10 protein-coding genes are annotated in these 14,283 nt (G+C 64.4%); 5 read left to right on the top strand and 5 right to left on the bottom strand.

The window, feature by feature from the left end; genetic code table 11:
- Positions 1 to 120 precede the first annotated feature (120 nt).
- From ACE10Z_RS41430 to ACE10Z_RS41420, 3 genes are all read right to left on the bottom strand, one after another.
- Positions 121 to 921: an FAD binding domain-containing protein gene (locus tag ACE10Z_RS41430; RefSeq protein ID WP_375785826.1), complete on the bottom strand. Its 801-nt coding sequence runs from the start codon at positions 919 to 921 to the stop codon at positions 121 to 123.
- A gap of 13 nt (positions 922 to 934) precedes the next feature.
- Positions 935 to 3,274, bottom strand: coding sequence for a xanthine dehydrogenase family protein molybdopterin-binding subunit (locus ACE10Z_RS41425; protein WP_375785825.1), 2,340 nt, complete (start codon positions 3,272 to 3,274; stop codon positions 935 to 937).
- A gap of 90 nt (positions 3,275 to 3,364) precedes the next feature.
- On the bottom strand, positions 3,365 to 3,850 hold the full coding sequence (locus tag ACE10Z_RS41420) for a (2Fe-2S)-binding protein (RefSeq protein WP_097675807.1): 486 nt from the start codon (positions 3,848 to 3,850) through the stop codon (positions 3,365 to 3,367).
- A gap of 404 nt (positions 3,851 to 4,254) precedes the next feature.
- Between ACE10Z_RS41420 and ACE10Z_RS41415 the strand changes: the two genes are divergently transcribed.
- The 4 genes from ACE10Z_RS41415 to ACE10Z_RS41400 all read left to right on the top strand — a co-directional run bounded on the left by ACE10Z_RS41415 (position 4,255) and on the right by ACE10Z_RS41400 (position 8,782).
- Complete coding sequence (locus tag ACE10Z_RS41415) at positions 4,255 to 5,970, top strand: PQQ-dependent methanol/ethanol family dehydrogenase (RefSeq protein ID WP_375785824.1); 1,716 nt, start codon at positions 4,255 to 4,257, stop codon at positions 5,968 to 5,970.
- A 28-nt stretch (positions 5,971 to 5,998) separates the two neighbouring features.
- Positions 5,999 to 7,204 carry a c-type cytochrome gene (locus ACE10Z_RS41410; protein ID WP_375790053.1) on the top strand — a complete coding sequence of 402 codons (1,206 nt, stop codon included), beginning with the start codon at positions 5,999 to 6,001 and terminating at the stop codon, positions 7,202 to 7,204.
- Between the two features lie 36 nt (positions 7,205 to 7,240).
- A complete protein-coding gene (locus tag ACE10Z_RS41405) occupies positions 7,241 to 7,921 on the top strand; it encodes a response regulator (protein WP_375785823.1) in 681 nt (226 codons plus the stop codon).
- Positions 7,922 to 8,002: 81 nt separating this feature from the next.
- Complete coding sequence (locus ACE10Z_RS41400) at positions 8,003 to 8,782, top strand: LuxR C-terminal-related transcriptional regulator (protein WP_375785822.1); 780 nt, start codon at positions 8,003 to 8,005, stop codon at positions 8,780 to 8,782.
- Between the two features lie 258 nt (positions 8,783 to 9,040).
- On the opposite strand, the gene ACE10Z_RS41395 is transcribed toward ACE10Z_RS41400, so the two are convergent.
- Positions 9,041 to 10,414: a hybrid sensor histidine kinase/response regulator gene (locus ACE10Z_RS41395; RefSeq protein WP_375785821.1), complete on the bottom strand. Its 1,374-nt coding sequence runs from the start codon at positions 10,412 to 10,414 to the stop codon at positions 9,041 to 9,043.
- A complete protein-coding gene (locus ACE10Z_RS41390) occupies positions 10,411 to 11,583 on the bottom strand; it encodes an FIST N-terminal domain-containing protein (protein ID WP_375785820.1) in 1,173 nt (390 codons plus the stop codon). The genes ACE10Z_RS41395 and ACE10Z_RS41390 overlap by 4 nt, the downstream gene beginning before the upstream one ends.
- Before the next feature lie 464 nt (positions 11,584 to 12,047).
- Between ACE10Z_RS41390 and ACE10Z_RS41385 the strand changes: the two genes are divergently transcribed.
- Complete coding sequence (locus ACE10Z_RS41385) at positions 12,048 to 14,081, top strand: methyl-accepting chemotaxis protein (RefSeq protein WP_375785819.1); 2,034 nt, start codon at positions 12,048 to 12,050, stop codon at positions 14,079 to 14,081.
- Positions 14,082 to 14,283 lie beyond the last annotated feature (202 nt).

Here is a 14,283-nt window from a genome sequence, read left to right as displayed (position 1 = left end):
CGCCGAACGCGCGATGAGGCAAGCGTCTTTTGCCTCGAAGCGCCGGTAAAACGAGGCGCCGGTAAAACGCGAACGGCGCGCATCGCTGCGCGCCGCCGCTCGACTTGTGTTTAGGCGCTATCAGCCGGCCGCGGTCACGGCACGCTGTCCCATCACCTTGATCAGGTTCGCGCGGTAGTCCGCCGAGCCGTGGATGTCGGCGAGCAGGCCGCTCGCCGCGATCGTGACGCTATCGAGCGCCGAAGCCGCCCAGTTCGCCTTCAGCGCCTGCTCGATCGGCCCCACCCGCATGACGCCGCTTTGCGATGCACCGGTCGCGGTGACGCGGACGTCGCCCGACTTGGTCTTGGCGACGAACACGCCAGTCAGCGCGAAGCGCGAGGCCGGGTTCGGAAACTTGGCATAACCTGCCTTGGCCGGAACCGGGAACGCGACTTGCGTGATGATCTCGCCATCCTCGAGTGCCGTCGTGAACAGGCCCTTGAAGAAATCATCCGCCGCGATCGACCGCTTGTTGGTCTTGATCGTTGCGCCGAGCGCCAGCACCGCCGCCGGATAATCCGCCGCCGGGTCGTTGTTTGCGAGCGAGCCGCCGATCGTGCCGCGATAGCGCACGGCGGGGTCGCCGATCATCGACGCCAGATTGGCAAGCGCGGGGATCGCTTTCTTGACCGCATCGCTTTGCGCTACATCGTAATGCGGCGTCGCTGCCTTGATGGTGACGGTGTCGCCCGAAACCTCGATGCCGATCATCTCCTGCACCTTGGAAAGGTCGATCACGTCGGACGGGGCGGCGAGGCGCTGCTTCATCACGGGGAGCAGGGTTTGTCCGCCGGCAAGGAATTTTGATTCCGTGCCCTTGGCAAACGTGGCTGCGGCGTCGGCGACCGAGGAAGCACGGTGATAATTTGTCTCGTACATGGCTCTTCCTCCCTCAACCGTGAATGGCGTGCCAGACGCGATCGGGCGTCGCGGGCATTTCCAGCTTGTTGTTGCCGATGGCGTCCGTGATCGCGTTGATCACGGCCGCAGAGGCGCCGATCGCGCCGGCTTCGCCGCAGCCCTTGACGCCGAGCGGGTTGCCCGGACACAGCGTCGTGGTGTGGGAGAGCTCGAACGACGGCAGGTCGTCGGCGCGCGGCATGGTGTAATCCATGAACGACGCGGTCACGAGCTGACCGGTGTCGTCATAGACCGCGCCCTCGAGCAGCGCCTGACCGATGCCCTGCGCAAGGCCGCCATGGACCTGGCCCTCGACAATCATCGGGTTGATCAGCCGGCCGAAATCGTCCGCTGCCACGAAGTTGACGAAGGAGGTCTTGCCGGTGCCGGGATCGACCTCGAGCTCGCAGATATAGGCGCCGGCCGGGAAGGTGAAGTTGGTCGGGTCGTAGAACGCCGTCTCCTTCAGGCCGGGCTCCATGCCGTCAGGCAGGTTGTGCGCGGTGTAGGCCGCGAGCGCGACCATCGGCAGCGCGATCGCCTTGTCGGTGCCGGTGACCTTGAACTCGCCGTTCTCGATCACGATGTCGCTCTCGGAAGCCTCGAGCGCATGCGCCGCGATCTTCTTGGCCTTGGCTTCCACCTTCTCCATCGCCTTCACGATCGCCGCACCGCCGACCGCGATCGAGCGCGAGCCGTAGGTGCCCATGCCGAACTGCACCTTGTCGGTGTCGCCATGGACGATCGAGACCTGGCTGATCGGCACGCCGAGCCGTTCTGCGATGATCTGGCAGAACGTCGTTTCGTGGCCCTGGCCGTGGCTGTGCGAGCCGGTGAGCACCTCGATGGTGCCGACCGGATTGACGCGGATCTCCGCCGATTCCCACAGGCCGACGCCGGCCCCCAGGCTGCCGACCGCCTTTGACGGTGCGATGCCGCAGGCCTCGATGTAGCAGGAGACGCCGATGCCGCGCAGCTTGCCACTGGCTTTCGCCTTGGCCTTGCGGGCCGGGAAGCCGGCATAGTCGATCGCCTTCATCGCGGCATCGATCGAGGCGTGGAAGTCGCCGATGTCATACGCCATGATGACCGGCGTCTGATACGGGAACTGGTTGATGAAGTTCTTCTTGCGCAGCTCGGTCGGATCGACCTTCAGCTGCCGCGCCGCCGTCTCCATCATACGCTCGAGCAGATAGCTCGCCTCGGGACGGCCGGCGCCGCGATAGGCGTCGACCGGCGTGGTGTTGGTGTAGACGCCGATCACCTCGGCGTAGATCGAGGGGATCACATACTGGCCCGACAGCAGCGTCGCGTAGAGATAGGTCGGGACCGCCGAGGAGAACAGCGACATATAGGCGCCGAAATTGGCGTGGGTCTTCACCCGCAGGCCAAGGATCTTGTTGTCCTTGTCGAACGCCATCTCCGCCTTCGAAACATGGTCGCGGCCATGCGCGTCGGTGAGGAAGGCCTCCGAGCGATCACCGGTCCATTTCACCGGGCGGTTGACCTTCTTCGAGGCCCACAGCGCCACCATCTCTTCCGGGTAGATGTAGATCTTGGAGCCGAAGCCGCCGCCGACATCGGGGGCGATGACGCGCAGCTTGTGCTCGGGCGCGATGTTGTAGAACGCCGACAGCACGAGGCGGGCGACGTGCGGATTCTGTGAGGTCGTGTAGAGCGTGTAGTGCTCTTCGGCCTGATCGTAATGCGCGACCGCCGCGCGCGGCTCCATCGCATTCGGCACCAGGCGGTTGTTGGTGAGCTCGAGCGTCACCACATTGGCGGCCTTGCTGAAGGCGTCGCCGACCGCGGCTTCGTCGCCGATATGCCAGTCATAGACGATGTTGCCGGGGGCTTCGGGATGCAGTTGCGGAGCGCCCGACTTGATCGCGGCCCTGACGTCGGCCACCGCGGGAAGCTCTTCGTAGTCAACGACGACGGCTTCCGCCGCGTCCCTGGCCTGGTTCTTGGTCTCGGCGATCACGACCGCGACCGCCTGTCCGACAAAGCGCACGGTCTCCGGCGCCATCGCCGGCCACGCGCCCATTTTCATCGGCGAACCGTCTTTCGAGGTGATGGCCCAGCCGCAGATCAAATTGCCGACCTTGTCGTCGACGATCTGCTGTCCGGTCAGCACCGCAATCACGCCCGGCATCTTCATGGCATCAGTGGAGTTGATGCCCTTGACCTTGGCGTGTGCATGCGGGCTGCGGATGAAGTGAGCATAGCTCATGCCGACCATTTTAACGTCGTCGACGTAACGTCCCTGGCCGGTAATGAACCGGCGATCTTCCTTGCGCACGACGCGTGCGCCAATTCCTTCAACACCCATAGTCTAGTCCTCCCGACGGAGATTCGATTTGCCGCCGTTTCCATCGAGACCGGCGGTGATGAGCTTGATCGTGTGTACTGCGTGGGCCGGCTATTCGGCGGCCTGCGCGACCTTCATGCGGCCGGCTGCATCGAGCACCGCCTTGACGATGTTGTGGTAGCCGGTGCAGCGGCAGATGTTGCCTTCGAGCTCGTGGCGAACCGTTTCCTCATCGAGCTTGCCGCCATGGCGGTGCACGATATCGACCGCGGACATGATCATGCCGGGGGTGCAATAGCCGCACTGCAGGCCGTGATTGTCGCGGAACGCCGCCTGCATCGGGTGCAGCTCGTCGCCCTTGGCGAGGCCTTCGATCGTGGTGACGTTGGAGCCAGCGGCCTGACCGGCCAGCATGGTGCAGGATTTGACCGCCCGTCCATCGACATGGACGACGCAGGCGCCGCACTGGCTGGTATCGCAGCCGACATGGGTGCCGGTGAGGTTGAGGTTTTCGCGCAAGAGATGCACGAGGAGGGTCCGGTCCTCGACGTCGACCGAAACCGCCCTGCCGTTTACCGTCAGTTTGACTGTAGACACGCGTTTCTCCCAATAGCTTCGTTATGGGCCCAGTAGACCACGCTTCATATGGGACGTAACCGCGATCAAAGTCGTAGGTGCGGCCCTGTCGTGAAGGCGCCGGGCTGTACTGCCGATCCTAGCAGGCAGCCGTTGGATGAGCAATTTGCAAGCTGCCTTGGGCATGCTCCGGCGCGACGAAATCACCCCGCAGTGCAAGCGGTTTTCGGCAGGCGGATGGTGCTACGGCGCGCCAAAAATCGCCGCCGCGATCGCTACTACCTTCCGCCTATAACGACGCAATACCGTTGCTGTCATTTTCTTCGCCGACGCAGCGACAGAAGATCGCTGGTTCATGAAATTGGGTATCGATCCGCGCGCGCGATGCATCCATCGCGGCAACGAAACCATATTGGAGGAAGCCAATGAAGCTGAGGAGCGGGATTTTCTTTGCCGGTGTGTCGCTGGTCGCCATGGTGATGGCAAGCATTGGCGCGTCGAAAGCCAATGATTCCGTCGTGAAGGCGGCGTCCGATCCGAACGGATGGGCAATCGCCGGCCACGACTACGGCAATACACGCTTCAGCCCCCTGAAGCAGATCAATTCCGAGAACGCCGGCAAGCTGCAGCTGGTCTACTCGCTGTCGCTCGCATCACTGCGCTCCAACGAGTCCTCGCCGGTCGTGATCGGCAAGACGATGTATGTGTCGACGTCGTGGGGTCCGAAATACGTCTATGCCATCGATGCCGCGACCGGAGCGCGTAAATGGACCTGGCAGCCCGATATTCCGGATGACGTGCTTCAATACGCCTGCTGCGACGTCAACAGCCGCGGCGTGTCCTACGCCGACGGCAAGATCTTCGTCGGCCGGCTCGACGGCAAGCTGACCGCGCTCGACGCCGAGACCGGCAAGGAGCTCTGGACCTCGAAGGTGGTCGACTACAAGCAGGGCTCGGTCATCACCTCGCCGCCGCTCATCGTCCGTGACAAGGTGATCACCGGCTTCGGCGGCGGCGAATACGGCGTCCGCGGCTCGTTGCAGGCCTTCTCGCTCAATGACGGCAAGCTGCTCTGGCAGACCTACACGGTGCCGGCGCCCGGCGAACCCGGCAGCGACACCTGGAAGGGCGACACCGGGCTGCACGGCGGCGGCGCCGCCTGGCTGGTCGGCTCCTACGACGCCAAGTCCGACACGGTCTATTGGGGTACCAGCAATCCGGGACCGTGGAATACCGGCGTGCGCTCCACCGGCGACGGCAATTTCGGCAAGCTGACCAACCTCTACACGGCCTCGACGCTGGCGATCGACCCCAACACCGGCAAGATCAAGTGGCACATCCAGGGCACGCCGGCCGACGCCTGGGATTTTGACGGTGTCAACGAGCTGCTGCTCGCCGACCTGAAGATCAAGGGCGCCGAGACGCCGGTCCTGATGAAGGCGGACCGCAACGGCTTCTTCTTCGTGGCCAACCGCGAGACCGGCAAGGTGATCTCGGCCGAGAAGTACGTCTTCGCCAACTGGGCCAAGAAGTGGGACATCAACACGATGCGGGCGGAAGAGGATCCGGACAAGCGTCCGGGTCCCGGCCATCCCGCCAAGGACATCTGCCCGAACCTGATCGGCGGCAAGAACTGGCAGCCGATGTCGTTCAACCCGCAGACCGGCCTCGTCTACATCCCGAGCAACAATGTCTGCATGGACTGGTCGGTCTCTGACGTGAACTACAAGCGCGGCGTGTTCTATCTCGGCGCCGAATTCCCGACCAAGGCGGGCCCCGGCGGCTTCCTCGGCGAGCTCGTGGCCTGGGATCCGATCGCCAACAAGAAGGTGTGGAGCATCAAGGAAGACCTGCCCTTCAACGGCGGCACACTGACGACGGGCGGCAACCTCGTGTTCTCCGGCAATCTGCACGGCGACTTCCGCGCCATCGATGCCAAGAACGGCAAGGTGCTGTGGAGCAAGAACCTCGGCAGCGGCATCGGCGCGGGTCCAGTGACCTATTCGGTCGACGGCAAGCAGTATGTCGCGATCGTGGTCGGACGTACCGCGGCGCTGCCGGCCTTCCTCGGCGACATCGGCAAGAAGATGGTCGCCGCGGCGCCCGAAGGCGGCTCGCTGTTCGTGTTCGCCCTGCAGTAAACCATCCGTCTAGGAGGCAGCATTGTCCGTGTCCTGTATCGCCCGAAACGAACTGCGCACCCCCTCGCGCAACACGCGGTTGGAACATGCAATCCGGACCGTGCTGCTCTCCGCCCTGCTTATGGTGCCGGCCCTGGCGGCCGGCGCCGACGAGACAAAACCGCTGCTGCGGCTCTGCGCCGACCCGACCAATCTGCCGTTCTCGAGCGACGACCCGGGCAAGCCCGGCCTCTATCTCGAGATCGGCCAGGCGGTGGCGCAAAAGCTCGGCCGCACGGTGAGCACCAACTGGTACAAGTCCTATTTCGGCAAGCGCACCGTGCGGGAGACGCTGCTCAGCAAGCAGTGCGACGCCATGGTCGGCCTGCCGCTGATCGACGATTTCATGGGCCCGGCGGTGATCTTCTCGAAGCCGATCGCCCACGAAGGCTACGCGATGGTCGGCGCCAGGGATCGCAAGCTTGCCGGCACCGACGATCTCAAGGGATTGCGGGTTGCGGTGCAGTATCAATCGACACCGCAAAATCTGCTCGCGCTGCGTGACGACATCCAGAAGGTCACGGTGCTCAGCCCGGAGGAGGGCATGGCGGCCCTCGAACAGGGCAAGGCGGACATCGCCTTCATCTGGGCGCCGGTGGCGGGTTGGCTCAACAAGACCACCTATGGCGACAAGTACCAGATCGTGTCGACCGAGGGTGACGGCCTGCTCTGGCCGACCGCGATCGGCTTCGCCAAGGCGTCCGGCGCGCTGCGCGATGAAGTCGACGGCGTGCTGCCGTCGCTGCAGCCGGAGATTTCCGCCCTGTTTGCCAAATATGGCGTGCCGAACGGCGCGCCGGTGAAGTTCGGCCAGGCAACCCCGGCGGCGACGTCGTCCGTTGGGGCCAGTGAACCCGTCACGGTCGGGCAGGCGGCTGCGGCCGAGAAACCGGTCCAGGCCGCTGCTGCGGCGAGCGGAGATGCCAAGGGGGATGCCCAGGCCGGGCGGGAGGTCTTCAACGGCACCTGCGCCCATTGCCATGGTCCGGACGCGGTGCAGGCCGAGCGAAAGATCGATCTCAGGCTGCTGAAGCAGCGCTATGCTGACGACATGGAATCGACATTCTGGAAGACGGTCCATGACGGGCGGCCAGCCAAGGGCATGCCGGCCTGGAAGGACGTCTTCAGCGACGACGAGCTCAGAAACGTGTATGCCTATCTGCAGAGTGTGCAGGATACCGGCGGGTCGAACTAGCCGCCGCCATTGGCGAATAGCAGTGCGAGGGTCCTCATGATGGGGTTCCTGATCATCGACGATCACCCCCTGTTTGGCGAGGCGCTTGGCAACGCCATCCGCATCTCGCATCCCGATGCCCGGATCTACGAGGCCACCTCGATCAAGGGGGCCCTTGGCATCCTCGCCAGCGAGCCGAATATCGATCTGGCGCTGCTCGATCTGCTGCTGCCCGATGTGGTCGGCTTCTCCGGTTTCCAGAAGATCAGGGATCGCTATCCCAGGCTGCCGATTGCCATCGTCTCGAGCGAGGAGGACAAGCATACCATCCGCGAGGCGCTGGAAATGGGGGCGGTCGGCTATCTGCCGAAATCGACCTCGCTCGGCGAGCTCTCGCAGGCGATCGCACGCGTGCTGAGCGGGTCGGTCTCGGCGCCGCGCGATTTCGTCGCGGGCGGCGCGCTGGAACAGTCCGAGACCGCGCGGACGCTGCGCGAGCGGATCCAGAAGCTGACCCCGCAGCAAATTCGGGTGCTGCACTTGATCATCCGCGGCTTGCAGAACCGCGAGATTGCTTCCGAGCTCAAGCTCGCGGAATCCACCGTGAAGGCGCATGTGACCGAGATCCTGCGAAAGCTGAAGCTGTTCAGCCGCAACAAGGCGATCATCGAGCTCGGCAAGATTCCGCTTCCCGTCCTCGAGGCCAGCTCGGGTGCGAAGGCAGAGAAGGCGCCCTAGATTTGCTGCGCTGCAAGGCGAGCGCATCCGGGGGGCTACCTATAGGCTGCGGCCCGGCTTTGAGATAACGTCGTGCAAACAATGGCTGTCATCAGCGATCCGAGGGAGGACGGCGCAGCATTGACCACGACCGCGCCCCTGGCGGACGAGCCGCCGGTCGATAGAGCGGGTGCGCCTCGACTGCTGATCGTCGAGGACCACCCGCTGTTCCGTGCCGCCCTGATCGGTGTGATCGGGGCCGAGTTTCCCGATGCCGAGGTGCTGCAGGCGACCTCGATCGACGGCGCGCTGGACGTGATCGCAACGCGCGACGGGCTCGATCTGATTTTGCTCGACCTGTCGATGCCGGGCACCACGGGGCTGCTCGGCGCCTACCGGGTGCGGGCCGCGGCGCCGCGCAGCGCGCTCGTGATCGTCTCGGCGCATGACGATTCCCGGATCATCGGCAGCGCCCTCGCGCTCGGCATTTCCGGATTCATTCCGAAGTCGACGCCGAAGCTCGAGCTGGCGCGCCTGCTGCGCGGCATTCTCGAAGGCGAGGTGTGCCTGCCGACGCGTTTTCGCGATTCGGCTGCCGCACGGAAGGGCCAGGCCGACACCAAGCAACTGGTGCAGCAGCTCGGCCAGTTCACCGCGCAGCAGCTTCGTGTGCTCGACATGATCTGCCACGGCCTTCAGAACAAGCACATCGCCTATCAGCTCGATATCTCGGTCACCACCGTGAAGGTGCATGTCTCGGAGATCCTGCGCAAGCTCGGCGTGCGCAGCCGGACCGAGGCCATCATTGCGCTGTCGAAACTGGATTTCGGCAAGCACGACCATGCGCCGGTGACGGCCCCGCCGCCACCACATGGCGACTAGTGTGCTGAATGCGAAGTTCGTGCGATTTCGCGGCAGTCGCTTTCACGAACTTCGCATTCATAAAGCACACTAGAATCATAAGTTTGCTAGTGTCCTTATCGAATCCGAAGTTCGCTCCGAAGGTGCGGCGAATGATACGAACTTCGGATTCGGGACACTAGAGCCCAGTTCCGATAGAATCGGAACGGGGCTCTAGGTTCTTGTCCGACGCGTTTTCTTCACGCGAACCGGTATCCACTTCGCTCGAAAACGCTCTGGTCATAACCGCGCGCTCGACTGCTCCGCGGCCAGCAGGAAGGACAGCAGCGAGCGCATCTCGGCGGGCTTGATCGGCTTCTTCAGCAATTCGTGGCCGAAGGCCGAAACGTCGGAGGCGGCCTTGGCCGAGTAGTCGGCGGTCACGATGATCGCCGGAACCTTGGCGTTGATTTCGCCACGGATCACGTCGACGGCCTGGATGCCGGTCTCGCCATTGTCGAGGTGCAGGTCGGCGATGATCGCATCGGGGATGCCGTCCAGCGCGTGGATGCGCTCGAGCGCCTCGGTCTTGGAGATCGTCACGGCGACGTCGCAGCCCCATTTCTCCAGCAGATGGGCGAGGCCCTCGGCGCTCGAGAGGTCGTTCTCGATCAGCAGGATCTTCGCGCCCTCCATGCCGCCATAGCGATAGTCGACGCTGGCCTGTTCGCGTACCGGGATCGCAACCGGATCGAAGGTGCGGGGCACGGTGACCGAGAACACCGAGCCCTTGCCGGCGCGCGAACTCAGCCTGATGTTGTGGCCGAGCAAATCGGCAAACCGCCGCACGATCGAAAGGCCGAGACCGATGCCCGCCTTGTCGCCGGCGCCGGCGTCGCCGCGCTGAAACTCGACGAAGATGGCTTCGCGCTGGGCTTCCGGGATGCCCGGCCCGGTGTCATGCACCTCGATGCAGATGTCGTCGCCCTTGAGGCGGCATCCCATCAGCACGGTGCCGCGCTGGGTGTAGCGCAGCGCATTGGCCAAGAGGTTCTGGAGGATCCGGCGCAGCATCAGCGGATCGGAGCGAACCACCGCCGACGACGGCATGATCCGGAAGCCGAGATTGCGCTTGGCGGCGGTTGCCGCGAATTCCTGCTGCAGCGGCTCGAACAGCGAGGCGATCGCGACCGGACCGAATTCGGGCCTGAGCACGCCGGCATCGAGCTTCGAGATGTCGAGCAGCGTCCGCAACATGTCTTCCAGCGTCGCCAGCGAACGGTCGATCTGGTCGGTCAGCGCGACGCTCTTGGGCTCGCTGGCCATTTCGGTCAGCGCGGACAGTGTCAGCCGCGCCGCATTGAGGGGCTGCAGCAGGTCGTGTGTCACCGAAACCAGCACCGATGATTTCAGCGAGCTTGCCGCCTCGGCCTGCTGCTTGGCCTGCAGCAGGCGTCCGTTGGTTTTTTCCAGCGATTGCAGCGCCTGCTTGAGCTGCTGGGTGCGGTCGCGCACCTGCTGATCCAGCGCGATGGCGGTTTCGAACAGCGAGAAAGCGTTGAGTTGCTGGTCGGTCGAACGTTCGACGCGCGACATCAGTGCCGCGTTGATCTTGCGCAGCTTCTCGGCTTCGCGTTCGAGGGCCGCAATGCGTGTGGTCTCGCTGTCGGTCATTGCGGCGCGACAGCCCGCTTGCCGATGGCGATGCCGGTCAGCGTCTGGTTGACATGCATGGAGCGATACTGCTCGCCATAGGTCTGAAAGCCAATCACTTTGTTGCGGCGATAGAGCTCCGACATCTCCCGCGACAGCTGGCGTTGCTCGACATCGAGACGGCGCAGCACGCATTCGAAGCCGATGAACATCGAGACCTCGCCGAGATCCTCGGTCAGCTCCTTGAGCAGGCGGCTCGTCACGTCGATCGGGTCGCGCTCGCGTGCCACCGTCAGCACCATTCCCTCGTCGATCGCGCAGAAGAATTGCAGCGACCCGTCCGGATTGGTGCGTTGGATCGACCGCGCGTAATAGGCCCCGCCGACGCGCACCAGGACCGGATGCGCGGCAAAGGAGAACAGTTCGAGCTTGCTGTCGCTGAGGCCGACGGCGCGCGAATATTCCAGCGCGGCGGGCTCGGCATTCAACTCCTTGACGATACGGTGCTCGATGTCGGCCTCGGTCACCACCATCTTGGTCGAGGTCGGCTCGAAATGGTCGCACTTGAAGGTGCGGAACGGCAGCCGGGTCCGGATCAGGATCAGGACGGCCGCGTCGGTATGGGCCTCGCCGCCGTGGAAGACCCACGACTTCTCGAAACGCAGGCCGTCGCCGGCGGAGCCGCCGACCACGGGGATGTCGCCGAGCGATGCGTAGATCGCCGACATGATGGTTTCCTCACGCTGGCACATGCCGTCGATGAAGAGCAGCCCGAAGGAATCGTCGGTGTGATCGCAATGCTCGGTGCGTTGCGCGAATTCGTTCTGCAACTCGGTGCACATCGAGCGGCCGTGATCGACCCGGAACGTCGCGAGATCGAACAGCGGCCGGGCCGCGATGACGAAATCGGCGGCGTCGAAGCCCATCGCGACGACGCTGTCCTCGTCCCAGCCGCCGGGCGACAATTCGCCCGCCGTGGTGCAGCCGAAGATCGGAACGTCGGGCATCTGCCTCGACAGTTCGGCAATGAATTCGTTCGGGTCATAGAACGGCGACACGAACACCACGAGCATGGCGAGATCAGCCGCCGCCAACTGGCGCGCGATCTCGTCGGCGGCTTCCTGCGGCCCGTTGGTCTTTGCCTGCACCACCACAATGCTGTCGGTGGCGCTGCCGTTCTGCTTCGCCAAAGGCGTTCTCCCTGACCAGAATTTCTTGCTTTTCTTGGCGCGGCCGATTGAAGCCGCGCGGGCCGTAAGGGCATCCGGGCCATGCCGCGATGGTTCGCGGTCCGCCCTGACTTTATACTCTAGGTCGTGAGGGGGGATGTCATGGGCCGCGCGGCTTCGCCGGCAGCTACGCTCGCCGCAAGCGCCAGCAGCGCCGACCGACGCGATGACATGGGACACCTCCCGATGTGTTCTCCTGGCCCGGGCAGGGACAGGTTTGATAGGTTCTAAAGTATCGGGCCGGACCCGCGCGTCAATCACCTTGCCCACCCCCCTGGGCAGACCAAGGTAGTACCGGGCCGATACGGGCGCGGCGCTGCCCATTTACCGGGCCTTATTGATTCTGCCTTAGTTTTGCCCTCCGGGGGCTGGGGCGGGTTGCTGCCGGACCCTGCGTGGTTTTCAGAATGAAGACGGGGGTTGGAATGCCGGGACTCAAGCGATCGCTGTCGATCAGGTTCCCAACCCTCAGATTTCAAGCCAAGATCATGCTCGGCTTTGCCGTTACGCTGGCGCTGTCGGCGGCCACCATGGGCTTTGCCTATATGGGCTTTGAGCGGGTCTCCGCCGGGGTCGGGTCCTATCGCCAGAGCGTCGCGGAAGCCGATCTTGCCCGCAACATCGATCGCGAATTGATCTCCTACCGTTCGCTGGCGCGCTACTACGTCGCCACCGGCAAGGAGGACGACGCCAAGGCCGCGCTCGCCGCCGAGGGCGGCCTGAAGGATGCCATCGTGGCGTCGATGAAGGGCACCACCAATCCGGCCCGGCTCGAGCAGGTCACCAAGCTGGAGCGCGAATTCCGCGCCTTCACCAAGATCTTTGCCGAGATCGTCCGTATCAAGGACGAGAGCGCGCAGACCGCGCAGAACAAACTGGTCCGCAGTGCGACCTCGATGCGGTACAAGCTCGACGACCTGCCGAGCAATGCCGACGATTCCGAGCTGCAGTCGATTCAGTTCGGCGCCAAGAAGGTCGCCGACCAGCTGCAGTCGATCACCGGCGCGGTCAACACCTTCGTCGTCAACGGCGACAAGACGGTTGCCTCCAGCGCGCTCGCCCGGCTGAAATTCGCCGACAATCTCGTGAAGGGGATCACCTCGAAGAACGAGCGGATCACCCAGGGCGTGAAGGATATCACCGGGCTGCTTGAAGAGTACCGCGAGGCGCTGGCCAAGCTGATCGCGAATGCGAAGTCGATCGACGAATTGATCGTCGAGATGACGGAATCCGCGGCCGCCATCAGCCGGGGTGCGGCGGCCATGAAGTCCGACCTGCTCGCCGACCAGAAGCGGCTCGAGAACGAATCGCATTCCATGATCGGCGAAACCGAGCAGCTGATCCTGATGCTTGCCGCCGGCAGCTTCGTGCTCGGGCTGGTGTGGGCCTTCCTGCTCGGCAAGGGCATTTCGCGCCCGATCGCGGCGATGTGTGCGGCGATGCGCGAGCTTGCGGCCGGCAATTTCGACGTGGTGCTGCCGGGCCTCGGCCGTCGCGACGAACTCGGCGAGATGGCCGGCGCGGTGGAAGAGTTCAAGGTCCAGGCGGTCGCCAAGGCCGAGCGCGATGCCGCCACCCAGGAGGCGCAGAACAAGGCGAGCGCCGCCGCGCGGCGCACCGAGCTCATTCGCTTCGCCGACGAATTCGAATCCGCCGTCGGCTCGATCGTCTCCAACGTGTCGGCTTCCGCCGTGCAGCTCGAATCCGCGGCCGGGACGCTGACCCGCACTGCCGAGACCACGCAGAACCTGTCGAGCCAGGTCGCCGGCGCCTCCGAGGAGGCCTCCAGCAACATGCAGTCGGTGGCCTCCGCGACCGAGGAGCTGTCCGCCTCGGTCGACGAGATCGGCCGCCGCGCCAAGGAATCCAGCCAGATCGCCGATTCCGCCGTGCGCCAGGCCGAGCAGACCGATGCCCGGATCGGCAAGCTCTCGCGCGCCGCGCAGGAGATCGGCGACGTGGTCAAGCTGATCACGGCGATCGCCGAGCAGACCAACCTGCTGGCATTGAACGCCACCATCGAGGCCGCGCGCGCCGGCGACGCGGGCCGCGGCTTTGCGGTGGTCGCCGCCGAAGTGAAGTCGCTGGCGAGCCAGACCGCGCGAGCCACCGACGAGATCTCCACCCACATCTCGGGAATGCAGGCCGCGACGCAGGAATCGGTTGCCGCGATCAAGGAGATCGGCGGCACGATCGGCCAGATCTCCGGGATCGCGACCAATATCGCGAGCTCGGTCGAGCAGCAGAGCGCGGCAACGCAGGAGATCGCACGCAGCGTGCAGAACGTCGCGCAGGGCACCCAGGAAGCCGCCTCCAGCGTCACCCAGGTCAACCGCGGCGCCACCGAGACGGGAGTCGCCTCCGAAGAGGTGCTGAACTCGGCCCGCTCGCTGTCGGTCGAGAGTTCGCGGCTGCGCGAGGAGCTCGACCGCTTCATGGCGAACATCCGCGCGGCGTAAGCGGCGCGCTGGTGTATCCATCGTCGTCCTGGCGAAAGCCAGGACCCACCAATCGTTATCGTTATACGTGCAATTCGCCGCGTGCCCATTGTCATGGCCGCGGCGTATAGGTCCTGGCTTTCGCCAGGACGACGGAAATAATTGCTTTCGCCGGGACGACAAAATCAATCCCGCTCGAATTATTTTCAGCAATACGGCGATT

It is taken from the genome of Bradyrhizobium sp. Pha-3 (assembly GCF_042258615.1).
In the GTDB taxonomy this organism is placed as follows: Bacteria; Pseudomonadota; Alphaproteobacteria; order Rhizobiales; family Xanthobacteraceae; genus Bradyrhizobium.
Note: the sequence above shows the minus strand (reverse complement) of the source record. Positions and strands in the feature narration are given on the sequence as shown.